The organism is Brevundimonas sp. SL161 (assembly GCF_049896985.1).
In the GTDB taxonomy this organism is placed as follows: domain Bacteria; phylum Pseudomonadota; class Alphaproteobacteria; order Caulobacterales; family Caulobacteraceae; genus Brevundimonas.
The window spans coordinates 187,135-207,271 of sequence record NZ_JAFCVJ010000003.1 but is presented as its reverse complement, the minus strand read 5'-3'; the positions used below and the strand labels follow the sequence as shown (position 1 = coordinate 207,271).

The following is a 20,137-nucleotide window of genomic DNA, read 5'->3' as shown; positions in this document are numbered from 1 at the left end:
TCGAAGAACGCCCACTCCGCATCCGACATCAAACCACGAACCATGGCTGCTCTCCGCAAAGAACAGCCTTGAATCAGCGATCAGCTGATTTGGGAATCCACTTTGTCCACATCACCTAGACCGTCCCCAGCGCCACGAACGCTCGCGCCGCCGCGAAGTCCCCGGCCTCGAAGGTGGCGGTCGCCACGCTGCCGTCGCGGAACAGGAACTCGATCAGGAAGGGCTCGCGCGGGTCGAGGCGGGATAGGCGGTCGCCGGCAGCGGCGGGGAAGGTCCAGGTCTCGCCCTGGGTCTTGCCCATGGCCAGCAGGGTGGCCGCGGCCGGGGCGGTTCCGGCGGACCAGACTTCCTGGCGCGCGCTCTCGGGCGGCAGAACCGCGCGGCCGGCGGCGGTCAGCCACGGACGCGCGGCCAGGGCTGGGTCGCGCATCACCATCCGCGCCGCATAGGGACGCGGGCGTCCGACGAAGGAGACGACGGCGGACAGGGTCTCTTGACCCTCGGCCGAAGCGCCAAGGCCGAACCGTACGGGTGAGGCGCCGGTCACCGAGGTCTGAACCAGACGCCAGGTCGCGGCCTCGCGGCGGACGCGGTCGGCGGTCCAGGTCGCATGGTCGCTGTTGAAATCCATGCGCGGGATACGCTGCCAGCCGGCGAAGGCGTCGGCGACCCTATCACGCACCATGACCAGTTCGGGATTGGCGCAGGATACCTGACGCGCCCGCGACCGGGCCCGACTGGCGGTGGCCTGCAGCGTCGTCTCGGCGGTTCCTGCACGCAGGGCCGCGCCCCGCGACTGCAGGGTCGCCGCCGACAGGGCCCCGGCGACGGGCGCCCGGAACAGCTGGCATTTCTCGTGCGCGGCGAGGACGAAGGTCCGGTCGTAGAACGTCCCTGTGCCGTCGGCGAAGGCGGCCACGGGGATCCCCGCCATCATCACGGCGGCGGTGATGGCTCTGGCGATGCGGGTTGAATGGCCTATCCTCATGAGCTCACCGTAACGCCACGTCGTTCCGGTCCCGTTTCCGAGCAGGGTTACCGATTTGCTTCTGAACTCAGACCTGTGGGTCGGCGCCCTGATCCGCCGCGCCCAGATCGAGGGGGCCAACGCCACCGTCGTGCGCAAGGGCGACATGCGCGCCGGCACCGTGATCGTGAAGGCCTACAATACGTCGGAGCGGACGGCGCATCTCTATAGCGAGGCGTTCGGCCAGGACGGCGAACGCCTGTGGATCCAGCCAGTGACCGGGACCGAGAGCGAGCTGGACGCCTATATCGAACGCCAGCGCGCCTATGACCCCGACCTCTGGGTGATCGAGGTCGAGGACCGACAAGGTCGGCACTTCATCACCGAGAAGATCCAGGACTGAGCCGACCGTCGCCGGTCGCAAATCCTTAACGACGTTCGGGAACGGAACCGAAAACCACTGGGGTCTAGGGTCAGGGTGTCGGCAAGAAACGTCGGCGTCAGGCGAGTGCCAAATATGCTGTTTCTCATGAACGACGTGGTGTTCGACCTGAACGAGGCCTCCCCGGTCACGTCGGCCGACGCGCGCCGGTTCGAGAAACTGGGCTTCGACTATCTGATGGAGCTCGGTTGCGAGTTGTTCGCCGAGGACCCGCTGCTGCACCGCAACGACCCGGAACGGGCGCGGCGTCTGGCCTGGCTGATCCACGATCGCTCGCCGGACGTGAACGCCGCCCTGTTCGCGGCGCCCGAGACCGACTGCGACCCAGCCCTCGTCGAACCCCTGTTCTGCGCCCTGCCCGCCACCGTGCTGGACCAGCTGATGTCGCGCGGCCGCAAGGGCAAGCTGGACGCGGTCGCCGCCGACCGCGCCGTCTGGGGTCGCATGGCCGCCTGACGCCAGACCGGCAATGCCTGCACTTGTCTATCGGACGCACGCCCCGCTAGGTTGAAAACCTCCTCGGAGTTCAGTCATGCGTATCTCGGTCGCCCTGCAAGGTCTTGCGCTCGCCCTGGGCCTTGTCCTGTGCGCCGCCGCGCCGGCTCGCGCCGACTTCCTGCGCGCCGAGACCGAGCATTTCGTCATCCAGGGCGAGGTCAGCCGCGGCGACATCACAGAATACGCCCGCAAGATCGAACGATTCCACGAAATGCTGGTAATGTTCCGGCCGCCCGAGACTGACGAGCTCGAGGCGCCGAAGCTGTGGATCTATCTGGCAGCCAACAACGCGACGATGCGGCAGGTCTGGCCCGGTGTGCCGACGACGGTGGGGGGGGGTCTACAGCCGCAACGACGGCCGGATCTACGCGGTGGTCGATCTGAGCAACGAGAACAGCGACACGATCCTGTTCCACGAATACGCCCACCATTACATGTTCCAGTACCACAATGAGGCCTACCCGGCCTGGTTCGTGGAAGGGTTCGCCGAATATCTGGCGCCCTCGGACCTGCGGATGGGGCGCATGCGGTACGGTCTGTGGAGCGAGGGGCGACTGAATTCCCTGGCCCAGACGAACGGCTGGATCCCGATGCGCACCGTACTGAGCGCGCGGCCCAATCTGGGCTCCCGGCAAGGTTCCGCCTACTACGCCCAGGCCTGGCTGCTGACCCACTACATGCTCGGCACGCCGGAGCGGAAACGCCAGTTCAGCGCCTATCTGGCCGCCGTCGAACGAGGCGAGGAGTCCATCGCAGCCTTCGAGGAACAGACGGGTCAGACCCCCGAGCAACTGACGACCACCTTGCGTTCCTATCTGGGGCGCGGCGTGACGGTCTACACCCTGACCCAGTCCTTCCCGGTGGCGGAGGTGACCGTGACCGCCCTGCCGGCGAGCACGGAGGACGCGATCTGGCTGGATCTGCGTTCGATGCGCTCGCTCGGCGATGACAAGGAGGCTCTGCTCCAGCGAGTTCATGCGATGGCCGCGCGGCATCCGGGCGAGCGGCTGCCGACAGTGACCCTGGCCAAATACCTCATCAAGGCCGAACTGCCCGCAGAGGCGATCAGGACGCTGGAACCGGTGATCGCCGCGGACTCTGCTGATGCGGAGGCTCTGTGGCTGATGGCCAGCGCGGAGATGGACGTCGCCGACGAGACCGAGGACGCCGTCGCGCGCACGGCCCTGATGCGTCAGGCACTCCGTCGTCTGAGCGCCGCCTATGAGGCAGATCCGTTCGACTTCAGGATCTACATGGCGATGTCGCGGAACCGCCAGGGCGCGCCCGGCTACCCCAGCGACAACGACCTCACGATCGCGGAGTCAGCCTACCGCCTGGCCCCCCAACTGGGTTCGACGGCGATGCGGGCTGCGCAGGTTTTAATGGCCAAGGAAAAGTATCTCGAGGCGGTTCAGGTCCTGTCGCCGCTGGCGAACAACCCGCACGACGGCGGCGACCTTACCTCGGTGCGCGATCTTCTGGCGCAGGCACGGGAGCGCGCCGGTCTGGAGCCGCTATCGACAGAAGCGCCGCCTGCTGTCGAGGAGACCGAACCGGCCGACTGACGTCCCTACATCAGGACGTTGAACACCACATGCACGAAGCCCGCCGCCCCGATGATCACGCCGAAGCCTGCGAGCAGGCAGATTGCGGGGTGAAACTCGCGTTCCGTGAACCGCTTGGACGGCGCCCGGACGGTCGAAACGCGGTGTGCTGAATTCAGCATAGCCATGGCCGTTTCCTTCTTCCCTGCGGCGTCCGGCTCATATCCGGATCGTCTCGCATTCGAAGGATGACCCCAAAGACCCTCATTAGCGAGGGGATTTAGCCTGCACTATCGACACATCTTCGAAAGCCGGCGAAGGCGCCCGCCCGCGTGACTTTGGCGCCATCGCGCGCTACCTCCCGCCCCCATGTCGAAACTGACCCTCGATCAGGAGGCCGCCCGCAGGCGGACCTTCGCCATCATCGCACACCCCGACGCCGGCAAGACGACGCTGACGGAACATATCCTGCTGTCCGGCGGGGCCATCCGGGCGGCCGGCGCGGTGCGGGCACGCGGCGAGAACCGTCGGACCCAGTCCGACTGGATGAAGATCGAGAAGGAGCGCGGCATCTCCGTCTCCGCCTCGGTCATGACGTTCGAGCACGACGGCAAGATGTTCAACCTGCTCGACACGCCCGGCCACGAGGACTTCTCGGAAGACACCTACCGCACCCTGACCGCCGCCGACTGCGCCATCATGGTGCTGGACGCCGCCAAGGGTATCGAACCGCAGACGCTGAAGCTGTTCGAGGTTTGCCGCCTGCGCGACATCCCGATCATCACCTTCATCAACAAGCTGGACCGCGAGGCCCAGGACCCGATGGCCCTGCTGGACGAGATCGCCTCGCGCCTGCAGCTCGATCCCTCCCCGATCTGGTGGCCGGCCGAGAGCGGCAACCGCCTGCGCGGCATGGTCGAGATGGGCACCGGCCGCTTCCAGCCCTACGCCAAGAAGCCGGCCGGCTCGAAGGATGAAGTGCCGCATCCGGACGCCCTGCCGCTGGCCGACGCCGGTGAGTATTTCGAGGCGGGCGAACATCAGGCCCTGATGGACGCCAAAGAACTGGTCGAGGGCGGCTACCCGGCGTTCGACCGCCAGGCCTTCCTCGAAGGCCATATGACCCCGGTGCTGTGGGGTTCGGCGCTGCGCCACTTCGGCATCGACGAGCTTCTGGCCGCCATTGGCGACTGGGCGCCGCCGCCCAAGACCATGCCGGCGCGCAAGGAAGCCCCGCCAGAGACCCGCAACGCCCCCGCCCCCTTGGAACTGACGGTCGAGCCGGGCAATGCCGAGGTCACCGGCTTCGTCTTCAAGGTCCAGGCCAACATGGACCCCAACCACCGGGACCGCATCGCCATGTTCCGCATGGCCTCGGGCAGCTTCAAGCGCGGCATGAAGCTGAAGGTCCAGAACACCGGCAAACAGCTGTCGGTGAACGCCCCCATCATGTTCTTCGCCTCCGACCGCGAACTGGCCGACGACGCCTTCGCCGGCGACGTGATCGGCATCCCCAACCACGGGGTCCTGCGGGTCGGCGACAGCCTGTCTGAAAGCGGCCTGATCCGCTTCGCCGGCCTGCCCAATTTCGCGCCCGAGATCCTGCAGCGTGTCCGGGTCAAGGATCCGCTCAAGGCCAAGCACCTGAAGAAGGCGCTCGACGGCCTGGCCGAGGAAGGCGTCACCCAGCTGTTCCGCCCCGAGATCGGCGCGGACTTCATCGTTGGCGCCGTGGGCCAGCTGCAGTTCGATGTCATGGCCGACCGGCTGGGCGAGGAATACGGGCTGGAGGTCATCTTCGAACACAGCCCCTATGCCGAGGCCCGCTGGATCGACGGGGAGAAGGTCGACGTCGAGGACTTCATGTCCAAATACCGCGGCCAGATGGCCCGCGACATCGACCAGGCCCCGGTCTTCCTGGCCAAGTCGAGCTGGGAGACCGGCTATGTGATGGAGCGGTTCCCGAAGGTGGCGTTCACCAAGACGAAGGAACGCGGCTGAACCTCTGTCGCCTGCCATCGTTTTGTCGTTCAGGCATGATCGACAGGACGACATGATCGAACGAGCGAAGACCTGCGGAACGACCCTGGCACTGGCGACCGGAGCCCTGCTGCTTGCGAACGCCGCATCGGCTCAGCAAGGCCAGAGCTCGGCGACGACCCGGTCGCTGAACATCGCACCGGCCCAATCGACTCTCACGCCCCGCCCCAATGCCCAGCCGCCACTGAGTGTCGCCGAACGCCCGCAACCCGCTCCTCTCCAACCCACGGGGCCGGCGACGACGCCATCCAGCGACCGCACTCTGGAAGACCTGCTGGATTCCACACGGGACCAGACCCCTGAAGTCGCCGAACACCCCGCTGGCGTCACCCTAGCGCCCGGCGAGACCGAGCCCGAGCCCATCCCCATGACCCTTGGCTACTACGTTCGGGGCGACAAGGACTGCGACCAGGTCTGGCCCGGCGAGGGCGACCTGGCCTTCGTGACCCCGACCGCATTCACCATCGACTTCGGCGGCTGCGAGCCGGGCCAGTTCCTCCAGACCGGGCCGAACAGTTGGAGCGAGGCCCAGCGTTGCAGGACCGAACGCGGCGGCGACGCGGGCGCCTACAACGTCACCTATGAGGTCATCGGCACGGATGTCATCAAGCGCACCGCCCGGCTGGGCGACGATGTCGACAGCGCCGAGGACGACCTGTGGAATTTCTGCCGTCTGGACGACGTGCCGGAGAACGCCCGCTTCGGTTCCTGATCAGGGCGTAGCAGGGGCGGAGACGGGCGCTCTCTCAAGTCGGATCTCGAACATCGGCAGGAAGATCTGCAGCAGCGGCCCGTTCGACAGGGCGTAGGCCACCGTGCCGACCCCGATCGTGCCGCCCAGCATCCAGCCCATGCCGAGCACCAGCCCCTCGATCGCCATCCGCACCCAGCGGACTTCCCAGCCCGTCAGTCGCACGCCACCGGTGGTCAGGCCGTCGCGCGGCCCCGGTCCCAGGCCCGCGCCGATATAAGCCCCGGTCGCCGCGCCGTTCAGCAGGATGGCCGCGACCAGAAACCCGATCTGCAGCGCCAGACCGTTGATCTCGGGCAGTAAGCGCAGGCTGACATCCGCCACCGTGCCGATCACCAGCACATTGGAGATCGTCCCCACCCCCGGCTTCTGCCTCAACGGGATCCAGATCAGCAGCACCAGGGCGCCGACGACATTGACGACCAGACCCAGGCTGAGCCCCGTCATCTCGGATAGACCCTGATGGAAGACGCTCCACGGATTCAGCCCGAGGTCGGCTCGGACCATGAGGGCGAGCGACCCTCCGTAGAGAAGCAGACCGATCTGGAGCTGGATGAAACGACGGATGAACATGGATAGAAGCTAACTCGACCGGCCTTGTAATCCATAGCCACTTTGGCGACGGTGGCCTCATGTCCATCGTCAATCTGAACAGCCTGTCCCGCCTTCTCGGCGACTGGCGTGCCTCCGGCGCGGAGGATGTCGCCTACCGCAGCCTGGCCGATGCGTTGAAGGGGCTGGTGCTCGACGGTCGCCTGCCGCTCGACGCCCGCCTGCCAGGAGAGCGCCGCTTGGCCGAAGCCCTCGGCATCAGCCGCATCACTGTCAGCGCGGCCATGGACCGGCTGCGCGCCGACGGCTTCCTGACCAGCCGCGTGGGCTCCGGGACCTACACCGCCCTGCCCTTCCGTCGGGCCGAACGGCTGGAAGGCCTGTTCCACGTCGCGTCGCGCCCTGAGGTTGTGAACATGGCGACAGCAGTCCTCCCGGCCGGCGCCCATGTCCATGCGGCCTATGCCCGGGCGCTGGAGTCGCTGCCGGCCCACCTGCCGGGCCACGGCTACGACCCCATCGGTCTCCTCCCGCTCAGGCGCGCGGCAGCCGAGGCCTATGATCGCGCTGGATTGCCGACGGCGCCCGACCAGATCGTGGTCACGGCCGGGGCGCAGAACGGCCTGGCCATCCTGCTCCGCGCCTTCGGGCGACCGGGCGACGCGGTGGTGATCGACCACCCGACCTACCCCCATGCCATTGAGGCCATCGTCCGCGCCGGAATGCGGCCAGTGCCCGTCGCCCTGACCTCGGCTGGCTGGGACATTGACGGACTGGTCGCGACCATCGAGCGGGTCCGGCCCCGGCTGGTCTATCTCGTTGGCGCGCACCAGAACCCGACCGGCCACGTCATGGCGGCCAAAGACGAGGCGACAGTGGCCCGCGCCGTCGCCCGCGTCGGCGCCCTGATGGTCATGGACGACACCCAGCGCGAGCTCTGGTTCGATCAGCCGCCCCCGGCCCCTGCCGGGCCCGGTCCGCACGTCGCCCGCATCGGCTCCATGAGCAAGACCTGGTGGGGCGGTCTCCGGATCGGCTGGATGCGGGCGGAGACCGAGGTCGCCGACGCCGCCGTCCGCGCACGGGCCTCTCTCGATCTCGGCGCCGCGGTGATCGAACAGCTCGCCGCCGCCCACCTGCTGGCCGGAGATCAGACGCCTGTCGTGGAACGGCGCGCTGCCCTGGCCGTGCGAGAAGCGGCGCTGCATGCCCGCCTTCAGCATGTTCTACCGGACTGGAAGACGACACGGCCTACAGGCGGCCTCTCTCTGTGGGTCGCCCTGCCCCGCCCCGTCGTCGGGGCGCTCGTTGTTGAGGCTCAAAAGTCCGGGGTCATCATCGCGTCCGGCGCCCGCTTCGGCGTCGACGGCGCCTTCCAGCGCTTCGTCCGCCTGCCCTACTGCCTGCCGGTGCCGGAGCTAGAAGCAGCGATCGATACCTTGGCGGACGCCTGGAGCCGCATCGGCGACCGCCCGGCCCGGCGCGCGAAGACGCCGGAGCCGGACGTGTTCTGAAGGCCTACGCCTCCGCCGTTTCCAGAAACGGATAGTCGGTGTAGCCCTTGGCCCCGCCGCCGTAGAAGGTGGCCTTGTCGGGAGTGTTGAGAGGCGCGTTCCGCTTCCAGCGCTCGACGACGTCGGGGTTGGCCAGCACGGGCACGCCGACGCTGACCAGATCGGCTCGCCCTTCGGACAGCGCCTTCTCGGCCGTTTCGCGCGTCAGGCCGCCGTTCAGCATCAGCGAACCGCCGAACGCATCGCGGATGTCGGCGGCCAGCTGCGGCGCGCCGAACTTGATGTCCATCGGCGTGCCGGGCTCGCCCTCGATCAGGTGCAGGTACGACAGGCCGAAAGGCTTCAGCGCGCCTGCGGCGTGCAGGAAGATCGATGCCGGGTCGCTGTCCTTCGAACCGTTCGCGCCGTTCGACGGCGACAGGCGCACGCCCACGCGGTCGGCGCCCCAGACCGCGACGACGGCGGCCACGACTTCGAGCAGGAAGCGCGAGCGGTTCTCGACTGAGCCGCCATAGCTGTCGTCACGCTGGTTGGAGCCGTCCTTGAGAAATTGGTCGATGAGATAGCCGTTGGCTGCGTGGACCTCGATGCCGTCGAAACCGGCCTTCTTCGCCTGTTCAGCCGCGTGAACATAGTCGCCGACGATGCCCTGGATTTCGTCGACCGTCAGCGCACGAGGCGTCTCGAACGGTGTCATCGAGAAGTCACGCTTCATCGCGTTGCCGACGGCGGCGATAGCTGACGGCGCCACGGCCTGCCCGCCGTCAGGCTGATAGTCGGGGATCGAAATTCGGCCGACGTGCCAGAGCTGGGCGACGATCTTGCCGCCCTTGGCATGCACTGCCTCGGTGATCGGCTTCCAGCCCGCGACCTGGGCGTCGGTGAAGAGGCCGGGGGTGTTGGGATAACCCTGACCCGACTGGCTAATCTGGGTGGCCTCGGAAATGATCAGGCCGACCGAGGCGCGCTGGGCGTATTACTCGACCGCCAGCGGGTTCGGAACCTCGCCCTCGATCGCCCGGCTGCGGGTCAGGGGGGCCATGACGATCCGGTTCTTCAGATGGATCGCGCCGAGGTCGATAGGGTCGAAGAGGGTCGTCATGTGAAACACCTGGTGTTGCGGTCGCGAAGAGGTAGGCGCCCCAACTGTGCGGCGCAACAGGGCGCGCATGGAATCCGGTCGCGGCGTCGGGTTTGCTAGACAAGGGAGTGAACGCCTGAGACGGTCCCGATGCGGGACGACCGGAGAGTAGTGACGTGGCCATGTTCGAGTTCGGCAAGGATCTGAGACGTCTCTTCGTTCAGGCGCGCGAAAGCGACGACCTGGGCTGGCTGGAGCTGATCGGCATCGACCTGCTGGCGCGCGAGGCGAAGGCGTTGACCACCGACGGTGGCCGCGTTTCCTGTTCGCGGCCGTCGCAGACCTGGCATCGCGCCTCGATCCTGTGGCGAGAGCATGCCCGTCGCAGCGGCGCCCCCGACAGCATCGCCCGCGCCCTGGTCACCGCCGACGACTCCCTGAAGGCCGCCCGCACCGAGGACGAACGCGCCCGCGCCCTGCTGTCCGGCGCCCAGGCCCTGATCACGAAATTCGACCTGTTCGGAGACCGCAACGCCATCGTCCAGGCGGCGGAGTGGGCCCGCGGAGCGACGTCGAGACGCCTGCCGACCCTCGCCTCTTGCGCCGGGGTCCATGCCCGGATCCGCGCGCGTCAGGCCCGTTTGAGCGAAAAGGCGGCCGACCGCCAGGACGCCGCGGCCCTGATGGACGCGGCCCTGCACGCCCTCACCAAGCACAATCCGCTCGAGGCCGACGACCTGCGCCTCGACAGCGCGGCGCTAGCGCTGGAAGGCGGCATCATCCAGCGCGACGCCCGCCTGCTGGACCAGGCGGGACGCGACCTGACCGCTCTGGTGGAAGCCTGCTCGCCGGACACCCGCCCACTGACTCGCGCCCGGGCGCTCGCTCTCTGCGCCGCCGGCCTGTCCGCCCTCGCCGGCATGGCTGACGACGAAGCCGCGATGCAGACCGGGCACGAGATGTTCGACGCCGCCGCCGACCAGTTCTTTGTCGACCACAGCCCCCTCGACTGGGTCGCCATCCAGATCGCGCGTTCCATCGACCCGACCGCCCCCATCGAGCCGATCCGCCAATCCGTTGCGCTGACGACCGGCCACGGCACGATCCTGGGGGCGCTCGCCCTCGACCTGCTGGTCGCGCGCGAGATCGAGACGGCCGCGACCGCCGGCGACCTGACCGAACTCTCGAAGATCGAGACGCGCGTCCGTCGCCGCCTCGCCGACCGCACCGGCGCCCCATCGGTCATCGACTGGGCCGTCGACCAGATCGCCATGGCCCGGCTGATGATCGCCCGCAGCGAACTGATGGGTTCCGACCCCGATCAGGCCGCCTTCGTCCTCGCAGAGGCCGCCGAGGCCGCCCGCGAACACGGGGTTTCGGTCATCGCCGACCGCGCCAGGGGACTGATGATGGGGTTGCCCGTCCGGGCCTAATTCTGGCGGGACCAAAGTCCCGAGACGCGGCTGTCCCGGATCGGACCAGAGACCCGGGCCACGCACTGCTGGCCGATCCCGCCGCGCCACTGCGCGATGTAGACGGCCGTCTCCTCTCCCACGCAGATCCCCTGGTTGCTCAGCCGGTGGTGAGGCACCGAGAGGCTGATCACCCCTTCATCGAAGCAATCGCCGAGGCTCTCGAGCCTGTAGACGTAACCGCGCCGCGTGGAAACATAGGCATTGTGTGCCATCCTTGACGTTGAAGTTGTTGACTTCTTCGCCCCGGAAGCACTGACCGGTGCGGACCAGCAACTGGCGTGCTTCCAAGCTATCGGGCGGGCCCGAGACCGCGCAACTGCCCAGCAGCATGGCCACAACGATGAGAAGCCGCTTCGATGACATAGGCGCCCCTTTGACCTGGTCGGTCGACAAGACCACGCGCGAAGAGGGAAGGCCAGTTCTGGAGCGCGGCCCGCAAGGATGCAAAACCGCGACCAGCCATCCCGTCAGCTTGGTATCGCCCTACCCGCCCATCGCCACGAACGGCCCGTTCAGAAACCCCGGCTTGCCGTAGGCCAGCGGCTGACCGTCCGGGCCCAGCACTCGCCCTCCGGCGGCCTCCAGGACCGCCTGCCCCGCGGCCGTGTCCCACTCCGAGGTCGGACCGGTGCGCGGATAGGCGTCGAACCGACCCTCTGCGATCAGGCAGAACTTCAGCGACGAATCCGTGCCCTGCCACCGGGTGCAGCCGTGGCGGGCGGCGAGACGAGCGGCTTCTTCATCGGTGACGCTGTGGCTCAACAGGGCGAAGCCCTCGTCCGGCCGATTGCGCACCCGGATCGTGCGCCAGGCGTCGCCATAGCGGCGCATCTGGGCCCCGCCGCCGGGCGCGGTCCGCCAGGTCAGCGATGTCGCGGGCGCCGAGACCACGCCGACCGTCGGACGGCTTCCCTCGATCAGGGCGATGTTGACGGTGAAGCTTTCCTTGCCCTGGACGAAGCCCTTGGTGCCGTCCAGCGGATCGATCAGCCAGAAGCGATCAGCGGCGCGCTCGGGCTTGCCCTGGGCCTCCGACTGCTCCTCGGCCACGGCCTGGACTTCGGGATAGAGGGCGGCAAGGCGCGACAGAATCAGGGCCTCGGCCTTCTGGTCCGCCAGGGTGACCGGGCTGTCGTCCGCCTTGGAGAACACCTCTCCGCCCGCCCGCCAGTAGGGCAGGATGACCGCGGCGGCCTTCTCCGCGATGTCGGCGAGGGTGTCGTGCAGGGCGCCGGAGGCGAGGTCGGAGGACAGTCTGTCGGTCATTTGCCGGGGGATAGACCATCGCGGGCGGTTTCGCGACGGCGCAAATCACGCGAGGGTGCGGGCCTATCTTGAAGCCTCTCGCGAGCCCGAGCCCCGCATGACCGACGCCGCCGTCTCCGCCCAGTCTGGTTCGCAGTTGGGCGAACTGCCCGTCGATGGCCAGGAACTGGCCAGCCTCATCGCGGCCAAGCTCTGCCACGACTTCATCTCGCCCTCAGGCGCGATCATGTCGGGGCTGGACCTGCTGGACGATCCGACGGCCCAGGACATGCGCGACGACGCCATGAGCCTGATCGCCGACAGCGCCAGAAAGATGGTCGCCTTGGTCCAGTTCTGCCGCGTCGCCTTCGGGGCCGCGACGACCGCCGAACGGTTCACCGGCGCCGAACTCACCGACCTGGTCGACAACGTCGTCTCGGGCGGTCGGGCGACCCTGGCTTGGAACCTCGGAGAAGGCGACTTCGGCAAGCCCCAGGCCCGCGCCCTGGTCAATCTGGCTTATCTGACTGTAGGCGCCTTGCCGATGGGCGGCGCGGCGACGGTCGCTGTGCGGCGCGAGGGCGCCCAACTGGTGATCGAGGGCGTAGCCGAGGGCGCGCGGGCCCGGCTGAAGGCCGAGGCGGCGACGGGTCTGGCCGGCCTGCGGCTGACCGAAGGCCTCGCGGGCCAGTGGATTCAGCCTTACTGGCTGTGGCTCACAGCCGATCAGGCGGGCGGAACGCTCACGGTCGAAGCTGTGGAAGGCCGCGTGTCGATGACCGTACGGATGCCGTCTTAATCCCGAATCCCAACGCCTCGTTAACCGCCCGGAAGCGATATTGGCGGTTGAAGCGGCGCTTGATTCGAGCCGTTTGGAGAAGACCGCGTTGGACGTCCGCACCTGCCTCATCGTCGACGACAGCCGGATCATCCGCAAGGTCGCGCGCCGCATCGTGGAAGGCCTCGGGTTCGAGGTCGACGAAGCCGCCGACGGGATCGAGGCCTTGTCCTACTGCACCGGCATGATGCCCGACGTCGTCCTGCTGGACTGGAACATGCCCGTCATGGACGGGCTGGCCTTCCTGCGCCGGCTGCGCACCACCCCCGGCGGGGACAAGCCCAAGGTCCTGTTCTGCACCATTGAGACGGCACCCGAACGCATCGCCGAGGCCCTGTCGGCCGGGGCGGACGACTATGTGATGAAGCCGTTCGACTCGGAAATCCTGCACTCCAAATTCAGTGAAGTCGGAGCGGTCTGAAGCCCAGCCATGACCCGCGCTGTAGCCGTCACATGATCCAGGACGATTTCGACCGCCTGCAGGCCCTGATGGCCTCTCGCGCCGGCTTCCGGCTGGGGCGTGATCGGATCCACCTCGCCGAGCACCGTCTGGCCCCTGTCGCACGGCGCGAGGGCTTCGACAGCGTCGACGACATGCTGGCCAGCCTGTGGGCCAAGCCGGTGGCCAGTCTCGGCTGGGCGGTCATCGAGGCCCTGCTGAACCCCGAGACCTGGTTCCGCCGTGACCGGACAGTGTTCGACACCTTCGCACGCGAGCTACTGCCCGCCATCGCCCGCGCCCGGCCTGAGGGTCTGGTGCGCGTTTGGTCCGCCGGCTGCTCGCACGGCCAGGAGCCCTACTCCCTCGCCATGGCCGGCCTCGAAGTCGGGGCCAATGTCGAGATCGTCGCCACCGACCTGTCACAGCGCGCGATCGAGCGCGGCCGTGCGGGATCCTACACCGCCTTCGAGATCCAGCGCGGCCTGCACGCCCAGACGATGCTGAACTGGTTCGATCCGGCGGACGACGCCTGGGTCGCCAAGCCGGTCCTGCGTAACGCCGTCCGCTTCGCCCGCCACAACCTGCTCGACGCCCCGGCCGACGCCGCCCGGTTCGACGTCATCCTGTGCCGAAACATCCTCTCGGAGATGGATCCGGCCCGGCGCGGCCAGGTCGTGGACGGTCTGGAGCGGCGACTGGTGGACGACGGCGTCCTGATTCTGGGAGCCGACGAGCGAATCGACGCCGACACCGTCGCCTTCCGCCCCGTGACCGGCCGCAAGGGCCTGTTCGTCAAGGCTCCCTCAGCCCTCAGCCGCGCCGCCTGATCCCGGTCGACACGGCCACGCCCGGCCCCCTATGGTCGCCGCAACGTCGGAGGGGATGACGATGCGTTGGGCTCTGTTTCTCGGATCGCTGGCAGTCGCTCTGCTGATCGGCGTGTGGGCCCTTCAGGTTCCCGGCGCGCGCGGGACCGACACGCCCGCCGCCGACTTCTCCGCCGTCCGCGCCATGGCCGATGTTGGGGCGATCGGCGCCCGCCCCCACCCCGTCGGCTCGGCCGACCACGCGCGGGTACAATCCTGGCTGTTCGGTCGCATGGCGGCGCTGGGGCTCAACCCGGCCCTGCAGGCCGGGGTTCTGTCGCCCGAAGCCATCGAGCGTCTGCGCCGTTGGGGCGGGGATCCGGCGTCAGCAGGCAATATGGCCGTCAATATCGTCGGCGTCCTGCTCGGCCGCGATCCATCGGCGCCGGCCGTGCTGATGATGGCCCACTACGACAGCGCCTGGAACTCTCCCGGCGCCGCCGATGACGGCGCCGGCGTTGCGGCGATCCTCGAAGCCGTGCGCGCCATCAAGGCGCGTGGCCCTGCCGACCGCAGCCTGATCGTGGTGTTCACCGATTCCGAAGAGCTGAATCTAGACGGCGCCCGCATCTTCTTCTCCGAACACCCCCTGCGCGACCGCATCGGCGCCGTGGTGAATCTGGAGGCCCGGGGCGGCGGCGGCCGCGCCTTCATGTTCGAGACCGGACGCGGTAACGCGGAAACCATCGACCTGTTCAGCCGGGCTGCCCGGCGGGCCGACGGCGGGGCTTCGTCCAGCTCCCTGTCGATCTTCGTCTATGAAAACATGCCGAACGGCACCGACTTCACAATCTCCAGGAACCGGGGCATCGCCGGGGTCAATTTCGCCTTCATCGGCCGTCCGTCCCAGTACCACTCCCCGACCGCCACCCCGGACAACCTTGATCAGGGCGCGGTCCAGCATATCGGCTCCCAGGCGCTGGAGGCGACCGACGCCCTGCTCCGCGCCGACGCCTTGCCGATCACGGGCCGCAATGTCGTCTACGGCGACTATCTGGGTCTGTTCACCATCGTTCATTCGCTCGACCTCGGCTGGACCCTGCTGGCCCTGACTGCGGTGCTCGGCGCCTTTTCAGCCTGGGGGGCGCGCCATGCGACCGGGTTGACCGCCACCGACGTTGGACGCGGGATGCTGTCGGGCCTGTGGGTCGTGGCCATGGGGATCGTCGTCGCCCACGGCGTCCGAGTGCTGGCCGGGCCGATGTTGTCACGCGCCGAGTCCGCCGACGTCTACTACACCCTGCTCCGCCGCCTGCCGTGGATGGAGGCCGGAACGGGCCTTGCGATGGCCGCCGTCGCCCTCGCCCTGCTGGCGGGTCGTCAAGCCTTCGGGCCCAAACTGCTGGCCGGCGTCATCATCGTGGCGGTCGCGGCCGCCCAGATCCTCGGTGGTTTCGATCCCGTGGTGCTCGGTGCCGGTGTCGTGGCTCTGGGCCTGACGGTCTGGTCGCAGAGTGCGCCCAGGACGGTCTGGGGCGGTTGGCTCGGCCTGATTGCCCTGATCTTCGTCTTCGGCTTGATGGCCCAGGCTGCGGCGCCGGAAGCCGCCCTGATCTTCATCTGGCCGGGCCTGCTCGCGGCCATCGCGGCGGCGGCCTGCGCCTTCATCGGCGCGCGGCTGGAGAGCCCCCGCTCCCTGATCCCGGCGGTCGTCGCCACGGTCGTCGGCGGGGCCTGGATCCTGAACCTGTCGCACCAGGTCTTCCTCGGCGTCGGCATGGACCTGCCCGGCGTCCTCGCGCTCATGACCGTGCTGGTGCTGCTGTTCCTCGTCCCGCTCGCCCCGCGCTCGAAGGGCACGCTGGCGGCGGCGGCGGCGGCCTGTCTGATCCTCGCCTGCGGCCTGTCGCTGACCGCCCGATTCGCCGAGCCCGCGCCCCCGCCTGCCGCCGACGGCCCCACTTAGGCTTCCGGTAACCCTGCCACTTAAGCGGACGGCAAAGCCGGTCATGTAACAGGGGCGCATGAACCTGATCCACGCCCTCCAGGACAACACCGATCCCAACTCGCTGGTCTCGCGGTTCCGCCGCGCCCGTGCACGAAGGATCATTGCGATGATCACCAGGATCCACGCCGAGAAGGGCGAGGTGAACATCATCGATCTGGGCGGCGAGGCCAACTACTGGACCCTGTTCGATCGCCAGTTCCTGGACGCCTCGAGGGTCCGGATCACCCTCGTCAATCCGGGCGGCATCGACGAGGTCGCGGACCCACGCCTGTTCACCATCATTGACGGCGACGCCTGCACCCTGCCGCAATACGAAGACCACGCGTTCGACATGGTCCACTCCAACTCGGTGATCGAACACGTCGGCGATTGGGCGCGGATGGAGGCCTTCGCCGCCGAATGCCGCCGCCTAGCCCCGCGCTACTACGTCCAGACGCCCTATTTCTGGTTCCCGGTGGAGCCGCATTTCTCGGCCCCCTTCTTCCACTGGCGTTCGGAACAGAGCCGCGCTCGCTCCCTGCTCAAACGCCGCCACGGCTTCTCGCAGAAGGCGCCGGACATGGGCGCGGCCATGCGCGACGTCCAGCACGCCCGCCTGCTGGACAAGGCCCAGTTCCGCTTTCTGTATCCCGACGCGGCCCACCATGACGAGGTCGTGGCCGGTCTGACCAAGTCCCTGATTGCGGTTCGCGACCCCACCTCGCACTGACACCCTGTTTCGTAACCTTCGCGGACCGGTCGGCGAACGCCGGGGCATGAACCGTAGAGAAAACCCGATGCCCGCCAAATCGCGCACCATGCCCGTGCAGGATGATCTGCGCCGCGGCCTGACCCTGTTTGCCGCCGTCGGCGTCGTCGCCGCCGCCCTTATCGCAGGTCACGTCACCACCCGTTCGGCCGAGGCCGCCGTGCCCGCCCCACCGCGTGCGGGCGACCTGACCGTGGTGGAGCTCTTCACCAGCCAGGGTTGCAGTTCCTGCCCGCCCGCCAATGACAATCTGGTCCGGCTGTCGACCCGATCCGACCTGCTGACGCTGAGCTTCAACGTCACCTACTGGGACGACCTGGGCTGGCCCGATATCTTCGCCAAACCCGCCTACACCCAACGCCAGCGAGACTATGAACAGGGCCTCGGAACCGACAACGTGTGGACGCCCCAGGTGGTCGTCGACGGCCGATCCCATGTCGTCGGCCAGCGGATGTCGGACATTGAGCGCCTGATCGCCGCCCATCGTCCCTTCACCGGTCCAACGGTGATCTTCCGCAGCGGCGGCGTGGGCCTGGCCGGCGGTTCGCCGCTCGCCGACCCCGCCGACGTCTGGCTGGTTCGCTACGAACCCCGACCGATCGCGGTCCCGGTGGCGCGCGGAGAGAACGGCGGCCGCACCCTCCCCCACGCCTCGGTCGTGCGCGATCTGGTTCGGCTGGGTCCATGGTCCGGCGGCCGGGCACGGGGGTTCGCCCTGCCCGCCGCCAGCCGGGCTGGCCTGTTGACCGCCGTCCTCGTCCAGGCGCCGAACGGCGGACCGATCCTGGCGGCGGCCAAGGGCTGACCTGACGTCGCCTGACGACCTGGCTCTGGCCATTGGCGTCGCCCCCTCGTGACCGCTAGAGCATGATCGTTCAGGGGGGAACACCATGTCCATGTCGATCGGGACGCACGCGCGTCGCTTCACGCTTATCGCCTTCGCGGCCCTGGCCATCTCCGCCTGCGAGGACGGGACCGCCTCGGCCGAGGCCTCTGCCGCCCGACCTGCCCAGGATCGCGGCGACTTCGTCGTCCGCCCGGCCGTGCTGGAAAGAGACGACTACACCGATCTGGCCGCCCAACTGAGCGAGGAGCGCTGGCTGGAGGACGTCGCCGACGTTCTGAACGAGAGCCTGATCCTGCCCGTCGATATCGGCCTGCGCTTCGCCGAGTGCGGCGAGAACAACGCCTACTACATCCCCGAGGATCGCGAGATCCAGATCTGCATCGAGATGTTCGAAGGCGAGCGCGAGACCTTCGGCGCCTACTACGAGACCGACGAAGAGATCGAGGATGCGGTCAACGGCTCCTTCCTGTTCACCGTCTTCCACGAAGTCGGCCACGCCCTGGTCGACGTTCTGGAAATTCCCTTCACCGGCCGCGAGGAAGACACGGCCGACAGCCTGGCCGCCTGGTGGCTGATCGACGGCGATGAAGGCGAGGAATCGGCCATCGCCGGCGCCCTCAGCTTCTACACCGACCCCGAAGAGGCGGCCGAGGTCGACGAGAGCGACTTCGCCGACGAGCACTCCCTCAGCCAGCAGCGCTACTATACCCTGACCTGCCTGGTTTACGGCTCCGACACCGACAAATACGCCAACCTCCTCGAGGAGGAATGGCTGACCCCGGAACGCGCCGAACAGTGCCCGGCCGAGTTCGAGCGCCTGACCTCGACCTGGTACACCCTGCTGGATGCTCATCTGAAGGAGTAGGCGTCAGAAACGGACGTAGCCTCACGGCTGCGTTCACCGTTCCGTAAAGAACATATTGGCAACCAGAACAAACCATGCACATAGTCCTGCTCACAGGGAGCGGGTCACGGTCATCGGACCGAAGGCGGGCCTCTCCCCAGGGTCTCAACGGGAATCATGGCAAGGGAGAGTGGCAAGGTGGCAGCTCAGGCGAATCTGAAATTGGTGGGCAAGGACGACGGCGACAAGCAGCGCGCGCTGGAGGCGGCGATCGCACAGATCGACCGCGCGTTCGGCAAGGGCTCGGTCATGAAGCTGGGCAAGGGAGGCGTCGCCGACGTGATCCCCTCGGTGTCCACCGGCTCGCTGGGCCTGGACATGGCGCTGGGCATCGGCGGCCTGCCGCGCGGTCGGGTGATCGAGGTCTTCGGTCCTGAATCCTCCGGCAAGACGACTCTGGCCCTGCACACCGTGGCCGAGATCCAGAAGGCCGGCGGCACCGCCGCCTTCGTCGACGCCGAACACGCACTCGACCCCGGCTATGCCCAGAAGCTCGGCGTCAATCTGGACGACCTGCTGGTGTCTCAGCCCGACACGGGCGAACAGGCGCTGGAGATTGTCGACACCCTGGTGCGTTCGGGCGCCGTGGACATCGTGGTGATCGACTCGGTCGCCGCCCTGACCCCGCGCGCCGAGATCGAGGGCGAGATGGGCGACAGCCTTCCGGGCCTTCAGGCCCGTCTGATGTCCCAGGCCCTGCGCAAGCTGACCGCCTCAATCTCCAAGTCGAACTGCATCGTCCTGTTCATCAACCAGATTCGCCACAAGATCGGCGTCATGTACGGCTCGCCGGAAACGACCACGGGCGGCAATGCGCTGAAATTTTACGCCTCGGTCCGCCTCGACATCCGCCGCACCGGCGCGATCAAGGACCGCGACGAGGTCGTCGGCAACACCACCCGGGTCAAGGTGGTCAAGAACAAGGTCGCCCCGCCGTTCCGCGAGGTCATCTTCGACATCATGTACGGCGAGGGCATCTCCAAGCTCGGCGAGATCATCGACCTGGGCGTCAAGGCCGGGATCATCGAGAAGTCGGGCAGCTGGTTCTCCTACGACTCGACCCGCATCGGTCAGGGCCGCGAGAACGTCCGCGCCTTCCTGAAAGCCAACCCCGACATGGCCGACGCCATCGAGGACAAGGTCAGGAAGTCCACCTCGAGGATCGCCGACGAGCTCCTGGGCACACCCGAGCCGGACGAAGGTCAGGATCTCGACGGCTAGATCCTCCCCCATCGGGGGAGGGGGACCGCGTCTTCGTGGTGGAGGGGGCAACGCCAGACACCGAATTCGCGGCCGCCTCCCTCCGTCACGTCGCTGAAGAGGCGACGCGCCACCTCCCCCGACGGGGGAGGACCAAAGACACTCCGTCCGGCCGGTCCCTGCGACCCGCCGCCGACCCCCGCGGGGCTCGGGCTGGACGGAGCCGCCCGCCCGG

General features: G+C 68.0%; 22 protein-coding genes and 1 pseudogene. 16 read left to right on the top strand and 7 right to left on the bottom strand.

Translation table 11 applies throughout. The features are described from left to right. Positions 1–115: 115 nt before the first annotated feature. A complete protein-coding gene (locus ACP7AU_RS04735) occupies positions 116–988 on the bottom strand; it encodes a hypothetical protein (protein WP_426050665.1) in 873 nt (290 codons plus the stop codon). A 55-nt stretch (positions 989–1,043) separates the two neighbouring features. On the opposite strand from ACP7AU_RS04735, the gene ACP7AU_RS04730 reads away from it, so the two are divergent. The 4 genes from ACP7AU_RS04730 to ACP7AU_RS04715 all read left to right on the top strand — a co-directional run bounded on the left by ACP7AU_RS04730 (position 1,044) and on the right by ACP7AU_RS04715 (position 3,472). Continuing rightward, entirely contained in the window at positions 1,044–1,370 is a 327-nt protein-coding gene (locus ACP7AU_RS04730) for a DUF1491 family protein (protein WP_426050664.1), read from the top strand. A 114-nt stretch (positions 1,371–1,484) separates the two neighbouring features. Beyond that, entirely contained in the window at positions 1,485–1,865 is a 381-nt protein-coding gene (locus ACP7AU_RS04725; protein ID WP_426036703.1) for a hypothetical protein, read from the top strand. Between the two features lie 76 nt (positions 1,866–1,941). After that, positions 1,942–2,361, top strand: coding sequence for a hypothetical protein (locus tag ACP7AU_RS04720; RefSeq protein ID WP_426050663.1), 420 nt, complete (start codon positions 1,942–1,944; stop codon positions 2,359–2,361). Further along, the gene (locus ACP7AU_RS04715) at positions 2,279–3,472 is read left to right on the top strand and encodes a hypothetical protein (protein WP_426050662.1); all 1,194 of its coding nucleotides are present in this window, start codon (positions 2,279–2,281) and stop codon (positions 3,470–3,472) included. The genes ACP7AU_RS04720 and ACP7AU_RS04715 overlap by 83 nt, the downstream gene beginning before the upstream one ends. A 5-nt stretch (positions 3,473–3,477) precedes the next feature. Here ACP7AU_RS04715 and ACP7AU_RS04710 read toward each other — a convergent pair whose 3' ends face one another. Continuing rightward, positions 3,478–3,639: a hypothetical protein gene (locus ACP7AU_RS04710; RefSeq protein WP_426050661.1), complete on the bottom strand. Its 162-nt coding sequence runs from the start codon at positions 3,637–3,639 to the stop codon at positions 3,478–3,480. Between the two features lie 181 nt (positions 3,640–3,820). Between ACP7AU_RS04710 and ACP7AU_RS04705 the strand changes: the two genes are divergently transcribed. Continuing rightward, positions 3,821–5,452, top strand: coding sequence for a peptide chain release factor 3 (locus ACP7AU_RS04705; RefSeq protein ID WP_426050660.1), 1,632 nt, complete (start codon positions 3,821–3,823; stop codon positions 5,450–5,452). A gap of 52 nt (positions 5,453–5,504) precedes the next feature. Then, positions 5,505–6,203 carry a hypothetical protein gene (locus ACP7AU_RS04700; RefSeq protein WP_426050659.1) on the top strand — a complete coding sequence of 233 codons (699 nt, stop codon included), beginning with the start codon at positions 5,505–5,507 and terminating at the stop codon, positions 6,201–6,203. On the opposite strand, the gene ACP7AU_RS04695 is transcribed toward ACP7AU_RS04700, so the two are convergent. Then, entirely contained in the window at positions 6,204–6,815 is a 612-nt protein-coding gene (locus ACP7AU_RS04695; RefSeq protein WP_426036691.1) for a YczE/YyaS/YitT family protein, read from the bottom strand. 59 nt (positions 6,816–6,874) lie between these two features. Between ACP7AU_RS04695 and ACP7AU_RS04690 the strand changes: the two genes are divergently transcribed. Continuing rightward, positions 6,875–8,308 (top strand): PLP-dependent aminotransferase family protein, encoded by a 1,434-nt coding sequence (locus tag ACP7AU_RS04690; protein WP_426050658.1) that lies wholly within the window; start codon positions 6,875–6,877, stop codon positions 8,306–8,308. Positions 8,309–8,312: 4 nt separating this feature from the next. Here ACP7AU_RS04690 and ACP7AU_RS04685 read toward each other — a convergent pair. Both ACP7AU_RS04685 and ACP7AU_RS04680 read right to left on the bottom strand, forming a co-directional pair. Continuing rightward, positions 8,313–9,272: pseudogene (locus ACP7AU_RS04685) on the bottom strand (alkene reductase); the annotation flags it as partial. A 12-nt stretch (positions 9,273–9,284) separates the two neighbouring features. Further along, positions 9,285–9,410 carry a hypothetical protein gene (locus tag ACP7AU_RS04680; RefSeq protein WP_426050657.1) on the bottom strand — a complete coding sequence of 42 codons (126 nt, stop codon included), beginning with the start codon at positions 9,408–9,410 and terminating at the stop codon, positions 9,285–9,287. A gap of 161 nt (positions 9,411–9,571) precedes the next feature. On the opposite strand from ACP7AU_RS04680, the gene ACP7AU_RS04675 reads away from it, so the two are divergent. Then, a complete protein-coding gene (locus tag ACP7AU_RS04675; RefSeq protein ID WP_426050667.1) occupies positions 9,572–10,822 on the top strand; it encodes a hypothetical protein in 1,251 nt (416 codons plus the stop codon). On the opposite strand, the gene ACP7AU_RS04670 is transcribed toward ACP7AU_RS04675, so the two are convergent. Both ACP7AU_RS04670 and cysQ read right to left on the bottom strand, forming a co-directional pair. After that, a complete protein-coding gene (locus ACP7AU_RS04670) occupies positions 10,819–11,076 on the bottom strand; it encodes a hypothetical protein (protein WP_426050656.1) in 258 nt (85 codons plus the stop codon). The two genes, ACP7AU_RS04675 and ACP7AU_RS04670, sit on opposite strands and share 4 nt — an antisense overlap. Before the next feature lie 271 nt (positions 11,077–11,347). Beyond that, entirely contained in the window at positions 11,348–12,130 is a 783-nt protein-coding gene (gene cysQ / locus ACP7AU_RS04665; RefSeq protein ID WP_426050655.1) for a 3'(2'),5'-bisphosphate nucleotidase CysQ, read from the bottom strand. A 97-nt stretch (positions 12,131–12,227) separates the two neighbouring features. On the opposite strand from cysQ, the gene chpT reads away from it, so the two are divergent. The 8 genes from chpT (at position 12,228) to recA (ending at position 19,923) form a co-directional block, all read left to right on the top strand. Next, complete coding sequence (gene chpT / locus ACP7AU_RS04660) at positions 12,228–12,908, top strand: histidine phosphotransferase ChpT (RefSeq protein ID WP_426036681.1); 681 nt, start codon at positions 12,228–12,230, stop codon at positions 12,906–12,908. 88 nt (positions 12,909–12,996) lie between these two features. Continuing rightward, the gene (locus tag ACP7AU_RS04655; protein WP_303695196.1) at positions 12,997–13,368 is read left to right on the top strand and encodes a response regulator; all 372 of its coding nucleotides are present in this window, start codon (positions 12,997–12,999) and stop codon (positions 13,366–13,368) included. Between the two features lie 32 nt (positions 13,369–13,400). After that, positions 13,401–14,216 (top strand): CheR family methyltransferase, encoded by an 816-nt coding sequence (locus ACP7AU_RS04650; RefSeq protein ID WP_426036678.1) that lies wholly within the window; start codon positions 13,401–13,403, stop codon positions 14,214–14,216. A gap of 61 nt (positions 14,217–14,277) precedes the next feature. Beyond that, positions 14,278–16,161: a M20/M25/M40 family metallo-hydrolase gene (locus ACP7AU_RS04645; protein ID WP_426050654.1), complete on the top strand. Its 1,884-nt coding sequence runs from the start codon at positions 14,278–14,280 to the stop codon at positions 16,159–16,161. Positions 16,162–16,219: 58 nt separating this feature from the next. Continuing rightward, positions 16,220–16,912 (top strand): methyltransferase domain-containing protein, encoded by a 693-nt coding sequence (locus ACP7AU_RS04640; protein ID WP_426036674.1) that lies wholly within the window; start codon positions 16,220–16,222, stop codon positions 16,910–16,912. A gap of 67 nt (positions 16,913–16,979) precedes the next feature. After that, positions 16,980–17,756, top strand: a complete 777-nt coding sequence (locus tag ACP7AU_RS04635; RefSeq protein ID WP_426050653.1) for a DUF1223 domain-containing protein — start codon at positions 16,980–16,982, stop codon at positions 17,754–17,756. Positions 17,757–17,841: 85 nt separating this feature from the next. After that, positions 17,842–18,663, top strand: a complete 822-nt coding sequence (locus ACP7AU_RS04630) for a DUF4344 domain-containing metallopeptidase (RefSeq protein ID WP_426050652.1) — start codon at positions 17,842–17,844, stop codon at positions 18,661–18,663. Between the two features lie 177 nt (positions 18,664–18,840). Then, entirely contained in the window at positions 18,841–19,923 is a 1,083-nt protein-coding gene (recA, locus tag ACP7AU_RS04625) for a recombinase RecA (protein ID WP_303695191.1), read from the top strand. Positions 19,924–20,137 lie beyond the last annotated feature (214 nt).